Source organism: Williamsia phyllosphaerae (genome assembly GCF_014635305.1).
GTDB classification, from domain to species: domain Bacteria; phylum Actinomycetota; class Actinomycetes; order Mycobacteriales; family Mycobacteriaceae; genus Williamsia_A; species Williamsia_A phyllosphaerae.
In genome coordinates, this window is the sequence record NZ_BMCS01000003.1 from 719,938 (window position 1) to 742,668 (window position 22,731).

At 69.5% G+C, this 22,731-nt stretch carries 18 protein-coding genes; 3 read left to right on the forward strand and 15 right to left on the reverse strand.

Translation table 11 applies throughout. The features are described 5' to 3' along the window. Position 1: 1 nt before the first annotated feature. From recD to IEV93_RS21975, 7 genes are all read right to left on the reverse strand, one after another. Positions 2-1,885 (reverse strand): exodeoxyribonuclease V subunit alpha, encoded by a 1,884-nt coding sequence (recD, locus tag IEV93_RS21945; protein ID WP_188492985.1) that lies wholly within the window; start codon positions 1,883-1,885, stop codon positions 2-4. Further along, positions 1,882-5,211, reverse strand: a complete 3,330-nt coding sequence (locus IEV93_RS21950) for a UvrD-helicase domain-containing protein (RefSeq protein WP_188492987.1) — start codon at positions 5,209-5,211, stop codon at positions 1,882-1,884. The genes recD and IEV93_RS21950 overlap by 4 nt, the downstream gene beginning before the upstream one ends. Further along, complete coding sequence (gene recC, locus IEV93_RS21955; RefSeq protein ID WP_188492989.1) at positions 5,208-8,513, reverse strand: exodeoxyribonuclease V subunit gamma; 3,306 nt, start codon at positions 8,511-8,513, stop codon at positions 5,208-5,210. The genes IEV93_RS21950 and recC overlap by 4 nt, the downstream gene beginning before the upstream one ends. 66 nt (positions 8,514-8,579) lie before the next feature. Continuing rightward, positions 8,580-9,038 (reverse strand): acyl-CoA thioesterase, encoded by a 459-nt coding sequence (locus IEV93_RS21960; protein ID WP_188492991.1) that lies wholly within the window; start codon positions 9,036-9,038, stop codon positions 8,580-8,582. A gap of 43 nt (positions 9,039-9,081) precedes the next feature. Further along, complete coding sequence (locus tag IEV93_RS21965) at positions 9,082-10,320, reverse strand: SAM-dependent methyltransferase (RefSeq protein WP_188492994.1); 1,239 nt, start codon at positions 10,318-10,320, stop codon at positions 9,082-9,084. 4 nt (positions 10,321-10,324) lie between these two features. After that, the gene (locus IEV93_RS21970; protein ID WP_188492996.1) at positions 10,325-11,086 is read right to left on the reverse strand and encodes a DUF1365 domain-containing protein; all 762 of its coding nucleotides are present in this window, start codon (positions 11,084-11,086) and stop codon (positions 10,325-10,327) included. Between the two features lie 4 nt (positions 11,087-11,090). Then, the gene (locus IEV93_RS21975; protein WP_308691332.1) at positions 11,091-12,332 is read right to left on the reverse strand and encodes an NAD(P)/FAD-dependent oxidoreductase; all 1,242 of its coding nucleotides are present in this window, start codon (positions 12,330-12,332) and stop codon (positions 11,091-11,093) included. A gap of 218 nt (positions 12,333-12,550) precedes the next feature. Here IEV93_RS21975 and IEV93_RS21980 point away from each other — a divergent pair, with 218 nt between their 5' ends. The 3 genes from IEV93_RS21980 (at position 12,551) to IEV93_RS21990 (ending at position 16,259) form a co-directional block, all read left to right on the forward strand. Next, positions 12,551-13,894 (forward strand): TIGR01777 family oxidoreductase, encoded by a 1,344-nt coding sequence (locus tag IEV93_RS21980; RefSeq protein ID WP_188492999.1) that lies wholly within the window; start codon positions 12,551-12,553, stop codon positions 13,892-13,894. 85 nt (positions 13,895-13,979) lie between these two features. Beyond that, positions 13,980-14,576 carry a GNAT family N-acetyltransferase gene (locus IEV93_RS21985; protein WP_188493001.1) on the forward strand — a complete coding sequence of 199 codons (597 nt, stop codon included), beginning with the start codon at positions 13,980-13,982 and terminating at the stop codon, positions 14,574-14,576. A gap of 150 nt (positions 14,577-14,726) precedes the next feature. After that, positions 14,727-16,259, forward strand: a complete 1,533-nt coding sequence (locus IEV93_RS21990; protein ID WP_188493003.1) for an NAD(P)/FAD-dependent oxidoreductase — start codon at positions 14,727-14,729, stop codon at positions 16,257-16,259. 1 nt (position 16,260) lies between these two features. Here the strand turns inward: IEV93_RS21990 and IEV93_RS21995 are convergent, their stop codons facing one another. The 8 genes from IEV93_RS21995 to IEV93_RS22030 form a co-directional block, all read right to left on the reverse strand. Continuing rightward, positions 16,261-16,935 carry an urease accessory protein UreD gene (locus IEV93_RS21995; protein ID WP_188493005.1) on the reverse strand — a complete coding sequence of 225 codons (675 nt, stop codon included), beginning with the start codon at positions 16,933-16,935 and terminating at the stop codon, positions 16,261-16,263. Between the two features lie 4 nt (positions 16,936-16,939). After that, positions 16,940-17,629 carry an urease accessory protein UreG gene (gene ureG / locus IEV93_RS22000; RefSeq protein WP_188493007.1) on the reverse strand — a complete coding sequence of 230 codons (690 nt, stop codon included), beginning with the start codon at positions 17,627-17,629 and terminating at the stop codon, positions 16,940-16,942. Positions 17,630-17,652: 23 nt separating this feature from the next. Then, positions 17,653-18,321 carry an urease accessory protein UreF gene (locus IEV93_RS22005; protein ID WP_229705396.1) on the reverse strand — a complete coding sequence of 223 codons (669 nt, stop codon included), beginning with the start codon at positions 18,319-18,321 and terminating at the stop codon, positions 17,653-17,655. 1 nt (position 18,322) lies between these two features. Then, positions 18,323-20,044: an urease subunit alpha gene (locus IEV93_RS22010; protein ID WP_188493009.1), complete on the reverse strand. Its 1,722-nt coding sequence runs from the start codon at positions 20,042-20,044 to the stop codon at positions 18,323-18,325. A 1-nt stretch (position 20,045) separates the two neighbouring features. Then, entirely contained in the window at positions 20,046-20,390 is a 345-nt protein-coding gene (locus tag IEV93_RS22015; RefSeq protein ID WP_188493011.1) for an urease subunit beta, read from the reverse strand. Further along, positions 20,387-20,689 carry an urease subunit gamma gene (locus IEV93_RS22020; protein ID WP_188493013.1) on the reverse strand — a complete coding sequence of 101 codons (303 nt, stop codon included), beginning with the start codon at positions 20,687-20,689 and terminating at the stop codon, positions 20,387-20,389. Before IEV93_RS22020 ends, IEV93_RS22015 begins: the two co-directional genes overlap by 4 nt. A gap of 83 nt (positions 20,690-20,772) precedes the next feature. After that, positions 20,773-22,035: a DUF6986 family protein gene (locus IEV93_RS22025; RefSeq protein WP_188493015.1), complete on the reverse strand. Its 1,263-nt coding sequence runs from the start codon at positions 22,033-22,035 to the stop codon at positions 20,773-20,775. A gap of 7 nt (positions 22,036-22,042) precedes the next feature. Further along, positions 22,043-22,462, reverse strand: a complete 420-nt coding sequence (locus tag IEV93_RS22030; RefSeq protein WP_229705397.1) for a PaaI family thioesterase — start codon at positions 22,460-22,462, stop codon at positions 22,043-22,045. Between the last annotated feature and the right edge of the window lie 269 nt (positions 22,463-22,731).

A 22,731-nucleotide genomic window follows, 5' to 3' on the forward strand; every position in this document is an offset into this window, starting at 1 on the left:
TTCACACGTCGATGATCGACGAGCGCAACCCGCTCGCGCGGAGCACTTTTCGTTCGACACCGGCGCGCAGTCCCTCTGCCGTCCCGATCAGACGTACCGAGTCGGTGGCCCGGGTGATCGCGGTGTAGAGCAGTTCCCGACTCAACAGCGCGGAGTCCGCGGGTGGGATCACCACGGCGACGGCACGGTACTGGCTGCCCTGACTGCGGTGGATCGTCATGGCGTAGGCCGAGGCCACTCCTCGGAGGCGGCCCGGGTGCACCAGCCGCAGGTCACTGCCGCGGCCGAATGCCGCCATCAGCCGGTCGTCGTCGGCGACGACGATGCCGGTGTCGCCGTTGAACAGTCGGGCGCGGTGGTCGGTCTCGGTGAGCAGGAGCGGCCGTCCCGGATACCAGGGGCGCTCGGCGTCGGCGAACGGCGCACCACCGCCGCTCCCCCATGCGGTGACCCGCTGTGCCCATTGCCGCACACCCGCGGGTCCCTCGCGATGGGCACACAGGACACGGTGTCCGCCGAGCGCGGCCAATGCGGCCTCGGCATCGCCACGGTCGGCGGCCGCGGCCATGGCCTGCACCCACGCCGCGACCTCCCCGCGGGCGATGTGTGCCTCCTCGGCGGGCTCGAGAGTGAGGTCCGGCATCCCGGCATCGAGGATCGACAGCGCCTCGTCGGCGTCGCCAGCCCGGACGGCGTCGGCGAGCCGACCGATCCGCGCACCGAATCGGCGACGACGACGGAGACGGACGACGCCGTCGGCCATCTCCGACCGCTCCGGTGCGGCAACCGTCGCATCGATGTCGGTCGGGGCGGCCGCGGTGTCGGCCGGTCCGGTGTCGGTGCCGACGAGCTCGGCGAGCGGTCCGGCGAGTTCTCCGGTGTGCGAGCGATGGACGAGATCGGCCAGCACCGCGCCGGCGTCGACCGACGCCAGTTGATCGGGATCGCCGATCATCACCAACCGTGTGGTCGGACGCAGCGCCTCGAGCAGGTGGTACATCAGCGTCAGCGACACCATCGACGCCTCGTCGACGATGATCACGTCGTGCGGCAGGCGGTTCGTCGCATGGTGCCGGAACCGGTTTCCGCCGCCGGGACGTGGGCCGAGCAGACGGTGGATGGTCACGGCCTCCGCGTCGGGCAGTGCGATCTGCGCGGACTGGGCGGCCACGGCGTCCTGTAGCGACGCTGCGGCCCGACCGGTGGGAGCGCACAGACCGACGCGGAGTCCGGAGCCGTGCAGCGCGTGGAGCAACGCGATGATCCGGGCGGCGGTGTGCGTCTTGCCGGTTCCCGGCCCGCCGGCCAGGACGGTGGTCCACCGGGTGGCCGCCACCGCGGCCGCCATGCGTTGACGGTCGGGGCCGGGTGCGTCCGGGTCCGGCGGGAACAGGGCGCCGAGTTCGGCGGCCACGCGGGCCACATCGACCGCGGGTTCGCCGGCGGCGCGTTCGGCCAGGATGGCCCGGACGCGTTGTTCCTCGAGGAAATAGCGGTCCAGGTAGAGCAGGGACGCACCGTCGTCGGTGGTCACGACCCGCAGCGGTTGCAGGGGCGAGTCGGGCGAAGTCGTGGCCAGCGCGCTGGCCCTGACCTTGCCGGGCAGGGTGAGTGGGTCGGGCCACGGCAACTCGGCCGGGTCGGTGCCGGTGTCGGAATCCGGCGGGATGTCGCGCAGACGCGCGAGGTCGATACACACCGACCCGGCGCGGACCGCGCGGACGGTGAGAGCCACGGCGAGAACCACATCGGGGTCGACCTCGGCCCGGCGGATCGTGACCAGACGGTGGGCGACGTGCACATCGGCCGGTCCGAGAACTCCCGCACGGTTGAAGTCGGCCAGCACTCCCTGCGCGCGCAACGCGATCCGGTGGTCGTCGTTCATGATCGGTTCCCCGTCGTCTGTCCGCCCAGCAGTTCCGACAGCGCCTCCACGAGGGCGGGCGGCACGTCCCACCCGAACACCCCACGGTCGGGCGGGGTGTCCGGCCCGACCATGGCCCGGACGAACAGGTACAGCACCCGCCCGAGATGACGGTCGGGGCGGTACCCGGGGAGACGCCATCGCAGGTATCGATGCAGCGCAACCGAATAGAGCATGGCCTGCAGTGGATAGTGCGACCGCATCATCTCCGCGGCCATGGCGCCCTCGTCGTAGTCCTCGACGGTCAGGTCACCGAAGCCGAGTCGGTTGGTCTTGTAGTCGACGATCACGAAACGCTCGTCCGCGGTGCGCAGGACGCCGTCGATGCTGCCGGTGAGAAACCCGTCGAGGGCCGCGCCCGGGATCAGTCGGAGGCGTTCGGGGTACTCCCGCAACGGGTCGTCGGCAGGTAGGTGGTCGTCCATCAGGTCGGCGATCGCGGCGAGGGTCGAGCCACGGGTGGCCGACGCCAGCGGGAACTCGAAATCCATCTCGGCCAGTCGGTCCGACATCGCCACGCCGGCAAGATCGGATACCCCGGAAGCGAGTCCGAGCGGGGTGCGTAGGACGGAGTCCATGGCGTGGGCGAGTACGTCGACGTCGACCTGCAGACCCGACGCGAGTGCGGCACGGGCGCACCGATCCCGTACCTCAGCGCTCAGGTCGGCGGCATCGGTGTCGACGTTCTCGAGCACCGAGTGGACGAGCAGACCGAACGTGGCGCCGGCCGGGAGTCCGTTCATCAGCGACGACGCACCCCCGTCTGCGGTCGTGTCGGTCACCACCGCGTCCTCGGGTTCGTCGGTCAGGACCGCGGCGACGTCGGCCTCGATAGCCGTTCCGACCGCGACGTGCTGATCGGCGACCAGCGCCGAGTACGAGGTGCGGCGCCAGCCGTGGTCGATGACACGGTCGAAGTCCGCGGCGCGCAGGGTGATCTGCTCGCCGTACGAGCTCGGGGTCGGTGGCGACGAGGTCGATCCCCCGCCCGCGTGTTCGACCGAGACGAGTGCGCTTGCAGGTCCCGCCCACGCGGAGAGATCGGACGCGATCGATGCGTCCGCGGGCACACGCGCGCTCGGCCCGGGATCGGGCGCCGCCGTGTCGGCGCCGGTCGGGGTGCGCGCGAACAACAGTCGGTGCAGCGGCGCCGACCGCGCTGATGATCCGGCGGCCCACCAGAGGACGACCTGACACCGGGCCCGGGTCACGGCGACGTAGAACAGTCGCAGCTCCTCGCCGACGTCCTCGGCTTCAGCCGTTCGGCGGTTGCGGGCGAACTCGGCCGAGCGGGAACCGCCGACGTCGAGGATGCGGTCGCCGGATTCGTGCAGGACGAGCGTCGGCGGGTAAGGGTTTCGGGCCGCGTCCCACCCGAACGGCACGTAGACGATCGGGAACTCGAGGCCTTTGCTGCCGTGGACGGTCATGATGGACACGGCCTGCGCATCTCGGTCCAGGCGCCGACTCTGCTCGGTCTGATCGCCCACGCGGGGATCGTCGAGGCGGTCGACGAACCACCGCAACAACCCGGCGATCCCCCGCGACTCGGTGACCACGTAGCGGTTGCACAGCGACGCGAGGTGCGCGATGTCGGTCATCACGCGCTCTCCGTCGACACCGGAGAGAATGCGCGACTCCAACCCGGTCCGGATCGAGAGGCGTTCGTACATCGCGGCGAACCCCGCCTGCGCCATGGTCTGCGCCAGGTCGATCAGCAGGTCACCTGCGTCGGCCAACGCGTCGCCACCGGCGGCGTCGATCTCTCCCGCGCTCCGACCGATCAACGGCGTGAGCGCGGCCAGCGTCACGCGATCGGAGCGGTTCGGCTGCTCGAGGGCCCGCAGCACGTGAAACCAGTCGCGGGCGCTCGCGGTGGCGAAGACACTCGATCCCGCCCCGACCACCGAGGCCACCCCGGCGTCGCGCAACGCCCGCTGCACCGGCGCGATGGTCGAGCGGGTGCGCAACAGGATCACCACGTCCGAGGGACGGACCGGCCGGGTGGTCCCGTCCGGGTCGGTCAGTTCGGGTGCGTCGGCAAGCAGCGTCGCCACATCCCGTGCGACGTCGTCGACGACCGCCGACCGCACCGCGGACAGCGGCGGGAACCCGTTGTCCCCCAACGGACCGAGCCCGGCGCGACCGAGATGGCGTAGCCGCAGCGGCGGTCGGCCGGACAGGCGTGAGGAGGTGTGGGTCGCGTCGACGGGCCGCACCACGATGTCGGGGTGTCCCAGCGCCGCACCGCCGTAGAGGTGGTGCAGTGCCTGCACCAGTCCGGCATCGCTACGCCAGTTCGTGCCGAGGGCCTGGTGGTTGTCGGCACTGTTCGCGGCGTCGAGATAGCTCAGGACCTCCGCGCCGCGGAACGCGTAGATCGACTGCTTCGGGTCACCGACCAGGATGAGATCGGAATGGCCGTGGAAGCAGCGGCGCAGGATCTCCCACTGGATCGGATCGGTGTCCTGGAACTCGTCGACCAGGACCACGGAGAAGAAGTCGCGGATCCGGGCGCAGGCCGCCTCACCGTGCACCGGGTCGGTGATGACGTCGCGGAGCAACGACTGCAGTTCGTCGTAGTCGCGTATCCGCATCATCCGCTTGCGGCGCAGCACCTCTCGGCGCACCGCGGTCACGAAATCGGTACGGGCGCGCGCCGGGGTGCCCTCCGGCGCATCGCGCGGCACCAGGGTGGCGTGTGACTGTCGGACCCCGTCGCGGGCGATCGCCACCGCGTCGCGGAAGTCGAACGGCGGTTCGTCGAGGCCGCTGTACCACTTGAGGAACACGTCTCCGGCGACCTCGGCGACCAGATCGTCGACCTCTTCGACGAGGGTCAGACCGTGTTCGCTCTCTCCGGCGATGCCCAGCGCGTCGAGCATCCGGGAACAGAACGTGTGTGTGGTGCTGACCGTGGCCGCGTCGAAGTCCGACAACGCCGCGCTGATCCGCGCACGACGCGACGCCACCTCGTCGGCGGGCGCGTCCGCCAGGGCGGTGACCAACGAATCCGACCGCGCACTCGCCGGATCGGCCAGCCCGGCGGCCAGGGTCGTCAACCGCTCACGCGTGCGTTCCCGCAGTTCGGCGGTGGCCATCCGGCTGAACGTCACCAGCAGCAGCGCACCGACGTCGACGCCCTCGGCGATGTAGCGGGCCGCCAGTCCGACGATGGCGTGGGTCTTGCCGGTCCCCGCGCTCGCCTCGAGCACCGTCGTGCCGGTGGGCAGCGGCGCGAGGAGGTCGAACGTTGAGCGCGCGACGTGCGGTCGGGGCGCGGTCATCGGACCACCACCTGCTCGGCGTCCAGCATCGGATGCCAGATCGACTCCGCCGACGCGATGAACTCGTCGGTCGCGCCCGGATCGGCCGCGATGCCTGCGAACCCGGTGGGGAAGACCAGTTTCAGATAGCGGTCGGCGTGCTCGCCGAAGGTGGCGTCGAAGGCGGCCCGGGCCGCCTCGAGCGCGTCCGCCACCGAATCCCCGCCGTGGCGACGCACGGCGTATTCGGCGCCGGCCGCCGCGGGGAGGGCCAACGGATGGGTGAGTCCGAGGTCGCGCAGCCGCACCAGGTCGGCCAGGATCTGCGCCGGTGCGGCGGGAAGGGCGAGTTGGGCGCGGGCCAACCGCGTCCCCTTGCCGAATCGGCCGATCGTGAGACCCGTCATGGCGCCGTCGGTACGGGCGGCCGCGGCGGCGAGCATCGCGATCCACGTGGAGAGCCGGTGTTTGGGGGCGAGTTTGGAGTAGTGCGCCCGGAACACCACGTCGCCGTGCACCCCGTCCACCGTGCCGATCAGTCGTCTGCCGTCACCGAGGTCGACATCGACGTCCACCGACGTGCGTTCGGTGGCAACGGTCGCCGAGGCGGCATCCCACAGCCGTTCCACGTCGTCGAGCACCGGCTCGAGCGCTTGACGGCCCAGTTCGAACGGGGGCAGCGTCCCGCGACGCAGTTCGGCTCCCCGCAGGGCCTCGATCGTGTCGCCCTGGAGTCGATGTCGCAACAACCGGTCACCGATCCCCCAGCGGTCCAACGGATCGAGGCCCGGATCGAGCTCGTCGTCGAGCACCTCTGCGGTGTCGGGCACGGCGAATCCGAGTCGTTGCCTGCAGAACCCGCGGACGGGGTGCTCGAAGAACGCGATCAGTTCGGACACGTCGACCGCCGACGCCGCGGCACCGGTGGAGGTGACGGGCGGCAGCGGGGTGCGATCGAACTCGATGGTGTGGGTGGGCGGCGCGATCAGTGCACGCGCCCCGGCCAGGGCGGAGCGGTCGAAACCGAACGGCGACGCGGCGTCGAAGTTCGCCGGGTCGAAGGCGTGCAGCGGATGTCTGCGGACCACGCGGTCGGCCTGGGTCGGCGTGACCAGCGCGGTGAGGGCGTCGACCACCTCGCTCACCGGGACCGACGGTGGGCGGCGCAACCCGGTGACCGGATCGGCGCCGGTGTAGGCGATGACCAGTTTCTCCTGCGCCGACATGATCGTGTCGAGCAGGAGTTGACGGTCCTCGCTGCGCGGATCACGTTCACCGACACAGGGGTTGCGGTCGAGAACGTCGTCGCCGTCCTCCCGGGACACCCGCGGGTAGACGTCGTCGTCGAGACCGATGAGCACCACCACACGGTGGGGCACGGCGCGCATGGGCACCATCGAACAGACGGTCAGCTCACCGGTCCGGAAGTTCGCTCGCGTGGGTCGGGCGGCGACCACGTCGTCGAGCAGGGCGACGACATCGGCGCGGCGCAGGTCCACCTCGCCGCAGTGTTCGGTGGCCCGGGTGATCTCGTCGACCGCCTGCGCTCGCTGCCACGAGTCGGCGGGCGCGACGTCGAGCAGGTCGTCGATCACCCGCACCATCGCCTCGGTCCAGTCCCGGGCCGAGCGGACCCCCGTGAGCGCACCCACACACGCGTCGAGACGGTCCACGAACTCCGCGAAGCGACCGACCAGATCGATGTCGGCGCTGTCGATGTCGTCGAGGGGCAACGCCCGATGAATCCACTGCAGACCCGCTTCGTGCGCGACGACACCCAGGACGATCCGGTCGAGTCCCGTCTCCATCGTGTTCTGTTCGAACCCCTTGAGCCCGAACGCGGTCCGCTGAGCTGCTCCCAGTCCCCAGCGGACGCCCGCCTCGGCCATCCATCGGCCGATGAGCTCGAGGTCGTCGTCGGTGAAACCGAATCGGGTCCGCACCGGCGCCCGACCGGCCAGGTCGGCGATGTCGCCGGCCGTGACGCGGGCCCCGGCGAGCGCCACGACGACCACGACGGATTCGAGGACGGTGTTGGTCGCGCTCATCGAACGATCGGCGAGACGGACGCGGAGTCGATGCGCGGGATGGCCGTCGACATCCGGGCCGCGTCCGTCGAACCTGCGCGAGTCGAACGCCGCGCGGATCAAGGGGGCGAACGCCTCGATGTCCGGGCACATGACGATGACGTCGCGGGGCATCAGTGTCGGGTCGTCGGTGAACAACCGGGCCAGTACGTCCCGGATCACCTCGACCTGACGGGTCGGGCCGTGGCACGAGTGCACGCCGACCGAGTCGTCCATCGGCCCCGGCGTCAGATCGGTCACCGCGACGTCGTCACGAATCGTCTGTTGCAGACGGGCGAGCAGTGTCGTCGGCTTGGCGATCGGCCCGGCGTGGTGGACGTCGTGGGTGACGTGGCGCGACAACCGGAGCTGGGTCTCGCGGATCTCCCGGGACAGACTGGCCAGCAACGGGTTCGACACCCCGCCGCGAACGAGGTCGCGGCGCCGGACCGGCTCGCCTGCGGCGGCGGTGGCCTGCCACAGCCGGTCGCTGGGGTGCGGCAGGAAGATGTGGACGTCGCGGGCGGAGCCCACCGCGGAGAGCACCGCGAGCGCCTCGGTGGTCAGACGGGTGGGTCCGAACAGCGAGAGGCGACGGGGTAGGTCGAGTGCGGCGGGCTCGGATGTGATCTGTGCGCACAGGGATTCGAGTCGCTCGGCCGGCCCGGGGAAACCGATCCGTTCCCGCAACCGTCGCCACACATGAGCCTGCCATCGTTGGTCGGTGGGCAGTTCGCCGCCGATGCCGTCGGTGTCGTGACCGGCAGCCCAGTCGGAGAGCATCTGTGGGCGTTGTGCCGCGTACGACCGGAACGTGCGGGTCAGACCGACCGCCGTGCTCCACCGCCGCCCGGCGCGATGGCCGTCGACCGATCCGTCGGGACGGACACCCAGGTGCCGGGCCAGCACCTCGCAACCGGGATCGTGCACGGCGGTGTCGAGCACCCCCAGCAGCGTCCAGCGCATCCGCGCGGGCGACCACGGGTCGTCGGCGCGGTGGTACCCGCGGATCGAGCCGAGCACACGGTCGACGAGGTCGGTCGGCGACCGGAAGTCGATGTTGGCGGCGATGCCGTCGGCCCCGGCGTCGGAGGTGCCCAGCCGTGCGGACAGCCGCTGTCCCAACCACCGCTCGACCCCCTTGGCGGGGACGGCGACGATCTCCGGGGTCAACGCGTCGGCGAGCGGGTCGAGCAGGATGTCGGCCAGGGCGTCGGCGAGTGTGTCGGTGCGCTCGGCGCGGTGCAGCGTCAGCATGGTGCCCCTCCCCTCGCCCCGATACGTCGCCGGACAGGTCTATCAGCGGGCACCGACATCACGGTGTCAGGCCCGCCGACGCAACGCCACCGGTTCGTCGAGACGGTCCCGCATGGCCGCCGCCAGGTTCTCGGGCATCGGTGTGGGCGCCCCTCCGGGATCCACGCAGACCAGGGTGGTCTCGGCCTGCACGAACCGCCGACCGGAGGTGTCCGCGAGAGTCGAGCCGAACTCGAAGGACGAGCGACCCACGTGACTGAGCCAGACCGAGGCCACGATGTCGTCCTCGGTGTAGGGGATGGTGGCCAGGAACTCGACCTCCTGCCGCACCACGACCAGGCCGGTGCCGGTCGCGGTGGCGTCGTCGGTCCTCGGTGCCGCGGTGTCGGCCGCGATCAGTCGGGGCATCGCCCGCACGCGCGACTCCTCGAGGAGGCGGGCTATCGCTACGTTGTTGATGTGGCTGTTGATGTCCATGTCGCCCCAGCGCAGCTGCAGGCCGATGGTCACCGCATGATCGGACATGGCCGTCATCGTATCGTCGGCGTCCGCACCCGCCGCGGCGCGATCAGGGACGGGTGAACTGCAGCTGACTGACCTGCAGGTACCCCGACGCGAAGCCGGCCTCGCAGTAGGCCAGGTAGTACTCCCACATGCGCCGGAACGTCTCGTCGAACCCCTTGTGCTGCACGATGTCCCACGACGCGTTGAACCGGTGGCGCCAGCGACGCAGCGTCTCGGCGTAGTGCTGGCCGAGGTCGATGCGATCCGACCGGACCAGTCCGGTGTGGTCGGCGATCGTGGCGTCGATGGCCTCCATCGACGGGATCAGACCGCCGGGGAAGATGTACTTCTGGATCCAGCCGAACGAGCGGCGGGTCGCCAGCATCCGGTTGTGCGGCATGAGGATCGCCTGGATGGAGACCTTGCCGCCCGGGGCGAGCAGTTCGTCGATCTTGCCGAAGTAGGTCGGCCAGTACTCCTCGCCGACTGCTTCGATCATCTCGACGCTGACGATCGCGTCGAACCGACCCTCGACGTCCCGATAGTCCTGGAGGCGGATGTCGATGCGGTCGGAGAGTCCGGCGTCGGCGATCCGGTGCAGCGCCAGCTCACGCTGCTCCTGCGACAGGGTCACCGTGGTCACCTCGGCACCGCGTTGTGCGGCGCGGATGGCCAGCGCACCCCATCCGCTGCCGATCTCCAGCACCCGCGTACCGACACCGACACCGGCCATGTCCAGGACCGAATCGATCTTGCGGTACTGCGCCGCCTCGAGATCCTGAGTCGCGAAGTCACCTGCCTCGTCGAACATGGCCGAGCTGTAGGACATCGTGGGGTCGAGGAACGAGGCGAACATCTCGTTGCTGAGGTCGTAGTGGGCGCCGATGTTCCGCTTGGATCCCTCGACCGAGTTCCGCTGGTGCTCGGGGATCCGTTTGTCGACGACGGCACGCAGCTTCCAGATCGGCTCCGGCACCAGGCTGGTCATCCGTTCGGCGAACGGTGTCAGGGCTCGCCCGAGGTCGCTGCCCTCGGCCGCGCGCCAGTCGCCCGCCATGTACGCCTCGCCGAGTCCGATCTTGGGATTGTGGCCCAGTCGGTCGTAGAAGACCCTGGGGCGCACGATCTCGAGCGTCTCGCTGTCGGGGGCGCCGTTCCCCCGGATCTCGCCGCCCGGGAAGAGGACGTTGACCGGCGCCTTGCTCAGCGCGTAGTCGACCAGGCGGCGGGTGATCGGGGTCTTGAACCATGTGCCTGCGAGGACGGGCCTGCGCACGGCGAAGGGATCAGCGACGTTGGTCATGGGTTCAGACCTCCTGTGGGGGCGTGTGAGTGGGGCGCGCCACGACGGGCAGGCGACGGAGCCAGAGCCAGATACCGTGGACTGCGATCAGTCCGGTGACCCGCTGGGGCATCAGCGGCATGGTCAGGATCGACCGCAGCACGGCACGTTTCGTGGCCGGGCGCGGAACCCCCGTGAACGTCGCGCTGAACGGCGGCATCTCGGGGCGGTCGAGTGTGATGGTGACGGTGACCCGCTCGGCGTCGAGCCGGAACACCATGCGGTAGTGGCCCGAGACGTCGTTGAACGGGGAGACATAGAAGTGCTTGTCGACCTCTGCACGCCCGTTCTCGTCGGGGCGGAGCAGGTAGGCGGTGCGTTCACCGTAGGTGTTGTGCACCTCGGCGATCAGGCAGCGGAGCTCACCGTCGGCGGCGAAGCACCAGTAGACCGACAGCGGGTCGAACACGTAGCCGAGCACTCGCGCGTTGGCGAGCATGACGACGCGTGCGCCCGCGCCTAGGTCGATGTCGTTGGCGCGGAGGTAGGTCTCGACGTTGGCCTTGATCGCGGCCGCGGAGTCTGAATCGATCGCGCCGAGATGGTCCCGGGCGCTGAAACGCGCGAAGGGAGCGAGTGGTCGCGGCAGCTGCGGCGGCGCGTCGAGATCGATCAGCCACTGGTACACGCGATGTCGGAACCGATGCGCCTTCTGCCCACGCCGGACGTGCGAGACGTCCCCGGTCACGATCGCCGGCAGCGACGGCAGGTCGACCACCGCCGTCATCGCGTCACCACCGGGCACCGAGGTGTTCCGCCGCGGCGACACCCGATCGGGCGCCGTCCTCGTGGAAACCCCAACCGTGGTAGGCGCCCGCGAACGCGGTAACCGATGAATTCAGTTCGCTCAGAAGCGTTTGCGCGGCGACGGCGGCCGGCGTGTAGGTCGGGTGGGCATAATCCATCACCGCGATGATCGTCGACGGGTCGATCAGGTCCCGCGCATTGAGCGTCACCAGGTAGTCGGTCGGGCTGTCGAGTGCCTGCAGTCGGTTCATCCAGTAGGTGACCACCGGCGGTTCGTCCGATCCGCCGTCACCGTCGGGCGTCAGATAGTTCCACGACGCGCGCGCACGCCGCGCCGACGGCAACAGGGAGGAATCGGTGTGCAGGACAGCCTGGTTGGGCGAGTAGTGGAAGGCCGACAGGACGGTGCGCTCGGACTCCGTCGGATTCGCCAGCATCGCCAGTGCCTGCTCGGGATGGGTGGCGACGACGACCTTGTCGAATCGGTCGCGGGCGCCGGTGCGGTCGGTGATCGTGACGCCGTCGGCATCGCGCACGATCTCGGTGACACCGCTGGACAACCGGACATCGGCGATGCCCTCGGCGATCTTGCGGACGTACTCCTGCGATCCGCCGGTGACGGTGTACCACTGCGGCGAACCGGTGACGGTGAGCATGCCGTGGTTGCGCAGGAAGGCGAACAGGTAACGCGCTGGGTAGTCCAGCGACGCCGCCGGGCCCGACGACCACACGCAGGACACGAGCGGCACCGCGTAGTGGCGACGGAAGAACGCACCGAAGTCGTGTCCGTCGAGGAACTGTCCGTAGGTGGTCAGATCGTCGTCGGTCGCCGAGTCGAGGAAGGCACCCGCGGCGCGGTGGAACTGTTTGATCTGCAGCAGCATCCCGAGAAACCGGGGATCGGCCAACCGGCGCGGCTGGGCGAGGATGCCGCCGACACCGCGGCCGCCCGCGTATTCGAACCCGCTGACGCGGTCGACGATGCTCATGGACATCTCGGTGGGCTGGGTGGCCACCCCGAGCTCGGCGAACAGTCGGCGCAGGATCGGGTACGTCTCGTCGTTGTGCACGATGAACCCCGAGTCGATCCCGAGTCGGCGGTCGCCGTCGGGGACCTGATGGGTGTGGGCGTGGCCACCCAGACGATCGTCTGCCTCGTACAACGTCACCGCATGGGTGCTACCCAGCAGGTGCGCGGCGGTGAGTCCGGACACGCCTGATCCCACGACCGCGACGGTCGGCGATTGCGCATTCGGGGACCCACTCGTCATCACCTGCACCACTGTCTCTCACCTGGAAAAGCCGACTTCGGACCACAAGGGTCTCACTGAGCGTTCGGACCCCCCGCACCACCGGATGGGCGTCGGCGGTTCGCTGTGGGTGAAACCGGACATGGGGCAATCGGGGAATCGGACATCCCCGGAACGCGCATAGGCTCGCAGACATGAGCATCACTCGTTCGTCCGTGGTCGATGATTCGATCGACGAGGTCTTCGCCTGGCACAAACGCCCCGGGGCGTTTCACCGCCTCTCCCCCGGCTTCGCGCCGATGTCGCTGCGGTCGGAGGCCACCTCCATCGAGGACGGCAAAGCCATCCTGGTGCTCCCCGGCGGTCTGACCTGGACCGCCTCCCATCAGCCGGACGGTTTTCGACCGCCGAATCAGTTCGTGGACAAGCTCACGTCCTTCCCGCTCCGCTATGTCACCCCGTGGACGCACACGCACAACTTCGACGCCGTGGACGCCGACCACACGCGGGTCACCGACAACGTCGACACCCGGGTGCCCGGGTTCGCGCTGTCGTCGATGTTCGACTTCCGTCACCGGCAGCTCGCCGACGACATCATCACGCAGAAGTGGGCTCGATCACTGCAGCCGACGCCGCTGACCATCGGGATGACGGGCGTGTCGGGCACGATCGGGACCGCGCTGGCCGCCCTGGCCACCACCGGCGGTCACCGGGTCGTGTCGCTGGTGCGTCGGGCACCGGTCGGCGACGACGAACGCCGCTGGGACCCCGACAATCCCGCCGCCGATCTGCTCGACGGCCTCGATGTCGTCATCCATCTCGCGGGCTCGTCCATCGCCGGACGGTTCACCGACGCGCACGTCTCCCGCGTCCGCCACAGCCGGGTCGAGCCGTCGCACGCGTTGGCCCGGGTGGCCGCCGCCGCTGCTGCCGACGGACGCGGCCCCCGCGTCTTCGTCGGGGCGTCGGCCATCGGGTTCTACGGCGCGGACCGCGGCGACGAGGAACTCACCGAGACCAGCACCCCCGGTGACGGCGTCATCGCAGACATCGTGCGCGACTGGGAGTCGGCCTACGCACCGGCCGCCGAGGCCGGACTGCGGGTGGTGACCGTGCGCACCGGCGTGGTGCAGGCGTCGGCCGGCGGCATGCTCAAGGTGCTGAAACCGGTGTTCGGCGCAGGGCTGGGCGGCCCCATCGGCGACGGCACCCAGTGGTTGTCCTGGATCGGCCTGGAGGACGTGTGCGACGTGTTCTACCGCGCCGCACTGGACGAGCGCCTGTCGGGACCGGTCAACGCGGTCTCCCCCGAACCCGTCCGCAACAGCGAGTTCACCGACACCATGGGAACGGTGCTGCACCGTCCCACCGTGCTGCGCGTGCCGGAGTTCGCGCCCAAGCTGGTGCTCACCGAGAGCGGTGCGGGATCGCTCGCGTTGGCGAGCCAACGAGTGCTCCCGGAGGCGCTGGCGGGAATCGGGCACGATTTCCGGATGCCCGCCCTGGCCGACACCCTGCGACACCAGTGCGGACGGTGACCATCGGGCACGGTGCCGTAGGCCAGTAGGACGACACGTTCGGCGAAACCGCTGATGCGCTGCGGCTACGTCCTATATTAATGCGGTGATCATCGAGACTGCGCACCTGGTGCTCCGGCCGATCACCCGTGACGACGCCGCGGCCCTGGTGGAACTCGACAGTGATCCCGTGGTCATGCGGTACGTCTCGGGTGGCCGCCCGACGCCTCGCAGCATGATCGAGGACTGGGTGATCCCGCGCGCCATCACCGAGATGTCGATGCGACGGGGCGTGGGCATGTTCGCCGCGATGGACCGGCACCGCGGCGGGTTCCTCGGCTGGTTCTCGTTGCGGGCCCCGCGTCACAGCAACCGGGCCGAACTCGAACTCACCTACCGACTGCGTCGCGATGCGTGGGGGTACGGGATCGCCACCGAGGGATCACGCGCGCTGGTGCAGGTCGCGTTCGACCGCCTAGCGACCGACCGTCTGTTCGCCGGGACGATGGCGGTCAACGCCCCGTCTCGACGTGTGATGGAGAAATCCGGCATGCGCCTGGCCGCCCTCCACCAGGCCGACGATGCCGCCGTCGACGGGTACGAGCGCGGCGAGGTCGAGTACGAGATCCTCAGATCTCAGTGGGAGACCGCACATTTTCCGTGGGCGAGATCGGCTCGGGCGGCCGCACATCTGATCGCCTGACCGGCTCGCGCGCGTCGACCGACAACCCGGTGTCCACCGTGGGCGCGTGGGAATCGACTCGATTGACTACCGTTGAGGTCGAGCGGGCGTGTACTCGACCTGAGACCGGCCTGCGCAGACGCACTCCACGACCACAGACAGGAGAAGCCCATGAGCCTCAATCGGCTTGATGGACAGCACCCCCATCGCGTGGTGGTCATCGGATCGGGATTCGGCGGGTTGTTCGGCACCCAACGGCTGAAGAAAGCCGACGTCGATGTCACCTTGATCGCACGCACCACTCATCACCTGTTCCAGCCCATGCTCTACCAGGTCGCGACGGGGATCGTCTCGGAGGGCGAGATCGCTCCCGCCACCCGGGTGATCCTGCGGAACCAGGACAACGCACAGGTTCTGCTCGGCGACGTCGAGTCGATCGACCTCGAGCGCAAGGTCGTCCGGTCGCGCCTGCTGACCCGCATCACCGAGACCCCGTTCGACAGCCTGATCATCGCCGCCGGCGCGGCGCAGTCCTACTTCGGCAACGACCAGTTCGCCGAGTTCGCGCCCGGCATGAAGACCATCGACGATGCTCTTGAACTGCGTGGTCGAATCCTCGGCGCGTTCGAGCAGGCCGAGCTGTCCGAGGATCCCGACGAGCGCGCACGTCTGCTCACCTTCGTCGTCGTCGGGGCGGGCCCGACCGGCGTGGAGTTGGCCGGTCAGATCGCCGAGATGTCGGACAAGACGCTCAAGGACACCTTCCGCAACATCGACCCGACCAGCGCCCGCGTGATCCTGCTGGACGCCGCGCCCGCCGTGCTGCCGCCGATGGGCGAGAAGCTCGGCACCAAGGCCGCCAAGCGGCTCGAGGGCATGGGCGTGGAGATCCAGCTCAACGCGATGGTCGTCGACCTCGACTACAACGGGCTGACCGTCAAGGACAAGGACGGGACCACCCGTCGCATCGAATCCCAGTGCAAGGTGTGGTCGGCCGGTGTGGCCGCCAGCCCGCTGGGCAAGCAGCTCGCCGAGCAGAGCGGTGTCGAACTCGATCGCGCCGGGCGCGTGAAGGTGCAGCCGGACCTGTCGATCCCGGGGCACCCGAATGTCTTCGTCGTCGGCGACATGATGTCGATCGACGACGTCCCCGGCATGGCGCAGGGCGCCATCCAGGGCGGTCGCTACGCGGCGGATGCGATCAAGGCGAGCCTGTCGGGCCAGAAGCCCGAGGAGCGCAGCCCGTTCAAGTACCACGACAAGGGGTCGATGGCGACCGTCTCGCGGTTCAGTGCCGTGATGAGCGTCCCGATCCCGTTCACCTCGAAGCGTTTCGAGACCGAGGGTTTCTTCGCGTGGCTCGGGTGGCTGGCTCTGCACCTGGTCTACATCGTCGGGTTCCGCAGCCGTCTGAGCACGATCATCGACTGGACGGTGTCGTTCACGACCCGCAGCCGTTCGCAGCTCACGGTCACCGAACAGCAGGTGTACGCACGGACCGCCATGGATCACCTGCACCACCTGGAGTCGGAGAACAAGACGTCGGAGTCGTCCGGGATCCCGGCGGCGGCGGCACCCACACCTCCTGCGGCGACGTCGACCCCTCCGTCGGAGGATTCCGAGGTGCAGGGCACGACCGACAGCAAGGCGGCCGAGGACACCGGGACCAAGGGCAAGCAGCCCGCCGAGGCCGACGCCGGCTGAGTCAGCTCAGGTCGGCCACGCCCGTCTCGACACGCGTCAGTGACGGCCCCAGCACCGTGGTCAGCGATCCGCCGCATTCGAGCCGTAGGCGGGCCGCGACCATGTGCGCCGACACCGCGGCCGGTTCGGTGTCCGGGTAGCGGAACGTGCTGATGAGCGCGCGCTGTTCGACGGCGCCCGGAGACCGGTCCGAGTCGAGCACCAGGCGGTGTCGCAGGGCGGGGCAGTCGGCGAGGTCGACATGTAATCGACCGGTCCATCGTCCGCCGTCCTCGCCGTGGCGACCGAGTTGTACCCGTTCGTCTATGAGCACCGACGATGTCGGGTCCGCGCGGACCGTCGTCGAGGTGACGAGGTCGGCATCGGCGGCGACGATCGTCGGCAGTGGCGTGATCGCGAGATCTGCGCCCGCTCCGACCAGCACCGTCCAGTCCATGGTCGAGGTCCGCTCGGTTCGGGACGGCAGTGCGATCGTCGCGGCGACGCTGCTCAGTCGGAGACGGGCTCCGTCCTCGACCTCGACGGTGATGTCGACGTGGTCACCACCGAGCGGGGTCGCGGCCGTCGAGATCAGGTGCAGTGCATCGGGACCGGTCTGACGTACGGCGAGTCCGCCGCTCGCCCGGATCCGAGGTGAGCGCCCGGCCCGGGCGACGATGTGCACATCGGTGCGCATCCCCTCAGGCCTGCGTGCTGACCCCTGCGCCCAACTCCGAACGCACCCAGGACAGCACCTCGCTCGCCGCGGGGTCGTCGGTGAGGGAGATCAGTGCCGTCGGCCGGCCTTCGCGGACCCGGGCCGCGTCGGTGGCCATCACGGTCAGATCGGCTCCCACGAGCGGGGCGAGATCGGTCTTGTTGATCACCAACAGATCCGAGAACGTCACGCCCGGTCCGCCCTTGCGCGGGACCTTGTCGCCGCCGGCCACGTCGATGACGAAGATCTGGACGTCGATGAGACCGGTCGAGAACGTCGCGGTCAGGTTGTCGCCACCGGATTCCACCAGGATCAGGTCCAGCGGCGGGTTCGCGGCGACCAGATCGTCGATGGCGTCGAGGTTGGCGGTGATGTCGTCGCGGATCGCGGTGTGCGGACACCCGCCGGTCTGCACGGCGGTGATCCGCTCGTCGGGGAGGACCGCGTTGCGACGCAGGAAGTCGGCGTCCTCGGTCGTGTAGATGTCGTTGGTCAGCACGGCGACCGAGAGTTCTTCACGCAGTTGCCGACACAGCGCGGCGACCAACGCGGTCTTCCCCGACCCCACGGGCCCACCGATGCCGACGCGCAGTGCCTCCCCGGGTTGACGGACACGGCGCGGCCGGTCGTGGGTGTGCGAGTGGGGTTCGCCGTCGATCAGATGCGGAGGCATGTCACCATCTTTCGGGTTGTCGATCAGGAAGCGAACAGCGGCATGCCGCGTCGCTCGTGGCGTTCGGCGAGAACGTCGAACAGGGGGTCGGACAGGTCGGCCAGGCCGGACGCGGCCTGCTCGGCGATGTCCTGACACAGGGGTGCGAGGTCCATCGTGATGATCGCGACATCGGCCGGGTCCAGGGCGAGGAGTCGTTGTCCGGCGGTCGCGGCACCGGTCATCGCGGTGTAGACGTGCACGAGCGCCGTCCGCTGCCCGGACACGCCGCAGAGTCGACCGACCCGGCCGGCGATGACCGGCAGGTGTGATCGCGGGACGTGGTCGGAGAAGTCGTGATCGGGCCACCGTCGACGCGCCAGACGGACCATCCCCCGGCCCTGACCCAGCGACGCAGCACGCGCCGCCGACGAGGGTGTGCGGGCGTCGGTCTCCCGCTGGGCGGCCACGTCGGCCAGTCGGGCATCGGCCACCGCGGCGGCGATCGACGCGGCCACGAGGGCGCCGGTGGCGATCCGCCGTTCGAGGTACTGCCGCAACCCGGCCGCGTCGACGATCACGCGGTCGGCGATGGCCTGCTCGACGCCACCGGAGTGGACGTGTCCGCCGACCGGCAGTCGGGAGTCGGCCAGCGTGAGCATCATCGCCAGGGCGTGGTCGCCCGATGCGAATTCGTGTGCGTCGGTGGGCATCTCAGAACAGGAAGTACCGCTGGGCCATCGGCAATGACGTTGCGGGCTGCTCGGCCCACACCTCGCCGTCGATCCGGACGGTGAAGGTGTCCGGGTCCACCACGATCTCGGGCTGGGCGTCGTTGAGCGGCATGTCCTTCTTGCCCACCGACCGGACGTTCTTGACCGGAGCCAGCCGGCGTCGGAGCCCGACCCGGTCGGCGAGGCCGCCGTCGAGAGCCTGCTGCGCGACGAACGTGAGCGAGGTGTCGGCGGCGACCGGGGGCGCGGCGCCGAACATGGGTCGCGGTAACACCGGTTGCGGGGTCGGGATGGACGCGTTCGCGTCGCCCATCGCCGCCCAGGCGATGGCGCCGCCCTTGATGACGACATGCGGTCGGATGCCGAAGAACGCGGGCTCCCACAGCACGAGGTCGGCGAGCTTTCCCACCTCGACCGAGCCGATCTCGTCGTCGAGTCCGTGGGCGATCGCAGGGCAGATCGTGTACTTCGCGATGTATCGGCGGGCGCGGTTGTTGTCGGCGGTGGTGTCGCCCGCGAGCGACCCGCGCCGGTTCTTCATCACGTGGGCCGTCTGCCAGGTGCGCAACACCACCTCGCCGACGCGGCCCATCGCCTGGGCGTCGGAGCCGATCATCGAGATCGCGCCCAGGTCATGGAGCAGGTCCTCGGCGGCGATCGTCGATGGCCGGATGCGACTCTCGGCGAACGCGAGATCCTCGGGCACGCTCGGATTGAGGTGGTGGCAGACCATCAACATGTCGAGGTGCTCGTCGAGGGTGTTGACGGTGTGCGGGCGGGTCGGGTTGGTCGAACTGGGTAGGACGTTGGGAAGGCTTGCGACGGTGATGATGTCGGGCGCATGCCCGCCGCCCGCACCCTCGGTGTGGTACGCGTGGATGCCACGTCCGGCGATGGCGCCGATCGTCTGCTCGACGAAGCCGGCCTCGTTGAGGGTGTCGGAGTGCAAAGCGACCTGAACCCCGAACTCGTCGGCCACGCGGAGGCTGGCGTCGATCGCCGCGGGGGTGCTCCCCCAGTCCTCGTGCACCTTGAACCCGGATGCGCCGGCCAGGATCTGCTCGCGCATCGACTCGACGCCGACGGTGTTGCCCTTGCCGAGCAGCACGATGTTCATCGGCCAGTGATCGGTCGCGGCCATCATCGACGCGAGATGCCAGGCGCCCGGGGTCACCGTGGTCGCCTTGCTGCCCTCGGCCGGCCCGGTACCGCCACCGACCAGGGTGGTGACGCCGTTGCCCAACGCCTCCTCCATGATCTGCGGTGCGATGAAGTGGACGTGGCAGTCGATACCACCCGCCGTGACGATCTTGCCGTTGCCCGCGATCACCTCCGTGGACGGCCCGATGACGAGCTGCGGGTGGATCCCGTCCATGGTGTCGGGGTTACCCGCCTTGCCGAGTGCGACGATCCGTCCGTCCCGGATCCCGAGGTCGGCCTTGATGATCCCCCAGTGATCGAGGACCACCACCCCGGTGATGACGGTGTCGGGGCTGCCCTCGGCGCGGGTGGCCCTCGACTGCCCCATCGATTCACGGATGACCTTGCCACCGCCGAACACCGCCTCCTCGCCGGCCAACCCCGGACCGCCACAACGGTCCTCGGTCACCTCGATCAACAGATCGGTGTCGGCCAACCGGATCCGATCACCGACGGTGGGGCCGTACAGTTCCGCGTACCGCGCTCTGCTCAGGGAAGCCATGTCAGTCCAACTCTCCGGGAGGGTCGAGCGACAGTCCGGGAACCACCCGCGCCCCGCCGATCTCGACGAGCTCGACCTGCATCTCGATACCCGGCTCGAAGCGCACCGCGGTGCCGGCCGGGATGTTCAGTCGCCGACCGTGCGCGTCGGCGCGCGGGAAGTCGAGCGCGGCGTTGGCCTGGGGGAAGTGGTAGTGACTGCCCACCTGGACCGGCCGGTCCCCGCGGTTCACCACGGTCACGGTGATGACGTCGGCGCCGGCGTTGATCTCGATCTCGCCCTCGGCACACAGGATCTCGCCGGGGATCACGGCGACACCCGCGAAATCGGCCTCGGTCCCGGTCATGAGATCGGGTCGTGGACGGTCACCAGTTTGGTGCCGTCGGGGAAGGTGGCCTCGACCTGGACGTCGTGCAGCATCTCCGGCACCCCGGACATCACCTCGGCACGGCTGAGCACCTCGCGACCGGTCGACATCAGCTCGGCCACCGACCGTCCGTCACGGGCCCCCTCGAGCACATGGTCGGTGATGAGCGCAACAGCCTCAGGGTGATTGAGCAGCAGACCCCGACCCTGACGTCGCCGGGCGAGCTCGGCCGCATACGAGATCATCAGCCGTTCCTGTTCGTGCAGGGACAGTCGCATGACGCCTCGCCTCCGTTCTCTCCCGTGGAATGGGCGCTCTCATAGTGCCACGCAGCACGCCGCTCGGCGCGGCGTGCGATGGGTCATCCGCCGGCCAGCGGGGCGACGCGTTCGGGTGTACACAGCGGACCGATCGCGGTCACGTGCGCGGGTTCGAACGCGTCCACACCCCACCCGCGGACCAGGACGCCGGCCAGCGCTCGGGCGGTCGCCGGTTCGTCCATCACCCCGCCGTCCGTCGCGTCGGTGGTGCCGTCGCCCACGGTGCGTTCGAGGTAGCGCTGCAGACGCGCGGCCGCCGCGGGCATCGCGTCGGCAAAGAACGTCTGCACCGCCAACCACCGCGTGACGAGGTGCCCTGGGTGCATGTCCCACCCCTGATAGAAGCCGCGTTCCAGCGAACGCCGGACGAGACGATGGTGTCGTCGCAGGGCGGCGTCGACCTGCGCGGCGTCTCCGGTGGGAATGATCTGGGTGGACCCGTCGCACACCCAGACGCCGGTCTGCGCGGCCGACGCGAGCATGACGGCCTTGGCGTGGTCGGCGACCGGGTGTTCCAGCGACTGATACGCCGAGACGATTCCGCAGGCCGCGCTGTAGTCGTAGGTGCCGTAATGCAATCCGCTCAGACGCGGACCCGATCGGTGGATCGCCTGCGCAACGGTCGCCGCACCCGACGCACCGACCACCGCCTGTGGGCTCTCGATCTGCAATTCGAAGCGCACGGTCATCGGCGCCAGTCCGTGCGCGCGTTCGATCTCCTCGCACAATGCGATGACCGCGTCCACCTGGGCCACCGCCCGCAGCTTCGGAACCGTGAAGACGAAACCGTCGGGCACACCTCCCGCACCGTCGAGGACCGCCTCCATCGTGCGCAGGCCGCGATTCCGCTCGACGGGTCCGAGTCCCTTGCATCGGACGCCGGAACTCAGACGCGGCCCGGACCCCGTCGCGCTCCACTGCGCCAACACGGCGCCGGCCGCCCGGGCGTGACGGTCCTCGACGGCGTCGTCGCGCCAGCCGTATCCGTCCTCGAGGTCGATCCGCAGATCCTCGATCGGGGCGGTCCGCAGGCGGGTGAGAGCCGTGTCGACGGCGCTCTCCGACGAGAGTTCGACCAGCGTGGGTCGCGCCGACTCGGCCAGTTCGACTGCGCGGGCACCCCATTCGTCGAGGGTGTCGGGGCCCACGGCGTCGGCCGGGACGTAGACGGTGTGTACGGGCTGGGTCTCGGCTCGCGAATCCGGATACCCGGCGGCGAGTTCGGCGTCGACCTCGCGCAGCAGATCATCCATCCGGGCCTGCGCACGGGCACGCAGGCCTGTGGTGTCGGTGCCGTCCGTCATCGGCCGGTCAGGACGGACGGTTGTCGAGGTTCTGCAGCCGGACCCGTCCCTGCGCGAGGAGGCGGTCGTCGGCATCGGTCACGTCGACCTGCCACAGCTGCGACGACCGACCGCGGTGGATCGGCAGCGCGCGACCGGTCACGACCCCCGAGCGGACCGACTTGAGGAAATCGGTGGAGTTGTTCACCCCGACGACCGTGGGGGGAAGACCTTTCTCCTGCAGCCACATCGCGGCCGAGACGCTGGCCAGCGACTCGACGAGTGCGCAGTAGGTACCGCCGTGGACGATCCCGTAGGGCTGATGGTGCACGGAGCCCGCATCGAACGTGGCGACCGATCCGTCGCCGCTCATCGTCTGGTACTCGAAACCCAGTGTCGCGTCGAGCCCCGAGGGCTCGGTGCCGATGGACAACGGTTCGTCTGCCACGGGGGCTCCTTCACGGTCGGTGTGCCTGCGACCCTATGTCACCGTTTGCGACGACCCTCCCCCGGAAAACCGGCAAGCCCCACACCCTGGGGGCGTGGGGCCTGCCGTGGCGTGGACCGGGGGTCTCTGCAGCCCTCAGGACACTCACTCGGTCCGACGTTGACCTAAAGATAGGCTACCCTTATTCCTGTGTCAACAGCGGCCCGTCCGGGTCGCTGTGGGGGAACCCGAACGGACCACCCACCCCTGCGGTGGCTCCGTGAACGGAC

Coding starts and splice junctions, on each gene's coding strand:
- recD (WP_188492985.1), bottom strand. CDS start 1,885: ATGAACGACGACCACCGGATCGCGTTGCGCGCGCAGGGAGTGCTGGCC.
- IEV93_RS21950 (WP_188492987.1), bottom strand. CDS start 5,211: ATGACCGCGCCCCGACCGCACGTCGCGCGCTCAACGTTCGACCTCCTC.
- recC (WP_188492989.1), bottom strand. CDS start 8,513: ATGCTGACGCTGCACCGCGCCGAGCGCACCGACACACTCGCCGACGCC.
- IEV93_RS21960 (WP_188492991.1), bottom strand. CDS start 9,038: ATGTCCGATCATGCGGTGACCATCGGCCTGCAGCTGCGCTGGGGCGAC.
- IEV93_RS21965 (WP_188492994.1), bottom strand. CDS start 10,320: ATGACCAACGTCGCTGATCCCTTCGCCGTGCGCAGGCCCGTCCTCGCA.
- IEV93_RS21970 (WP_188492996.1), bottom strand. CDS start 11,086: ATGACGGCGGTGGTCGACCTGCCGTCGCTGCCGGCGATCGTGACCGGG.
- IEV93_RS21980 (WP_188492999.1), top strand. CDS start 12,551: ATGAGCATCACTCGTTCGTCCGTGGTCGATGATTCGATCGACGAGGTC.
- IEV93_RS21990 (WP_188493003.1), top strand. CDS start 14,727: ATGAGCCTCAATCGGCTTGATGGACAGCACCCCCATCGCGTGGTGGTC.
- IEV93_RS21995 (WP_188493005.1), bottom strand. CDS start 16,935: ATGCGCACCGATGTGCACATCGTCGCCCGGGCCGGGCGCTCACCTCGG.
- ureG (WP_188493007.1), bottom strand. CDS start 17,629: ATGCCTCCGCATCTGATCGACGGCGAACCCCACTCGCACACCCACGAC.
- IEV93_RS22005 (WP_229705396.1), bottom strand. CDS start 18,321: ATGCCCACCGACGCACACGAATTCGCATCGGGCGACCACGCCCTGGCG.
- IEV93_RS22010 (WP_188493009.1), bottom strand. CDS start 20,044: ATGGCTTCCCTGAGCAGAGCGCGGTACGCGGAACTGTACGGCCCCACC.
- IEV93_RS22015 (WP_188493011.1), bottom strand. CDS start 20,390: ATGACCGGGACCGAGGCCGATTTCGCGGGTGTCGCCGTGATCCCCGGC.
- IEV93_RS22020 (WP_188493013.1), bottom strand. CDS start 20,689: ATGCGACTGTCCCTGCACGAACAGGAACGGCTGATGATCTCGTATGCG.
- IEV93_RS22025 (WP_188493015.1), bottom strand. CDS start 22,035: ATGACGGACGGCACCGACACCACAGGCCTGCGTGCCCGTGCGCAGGCC.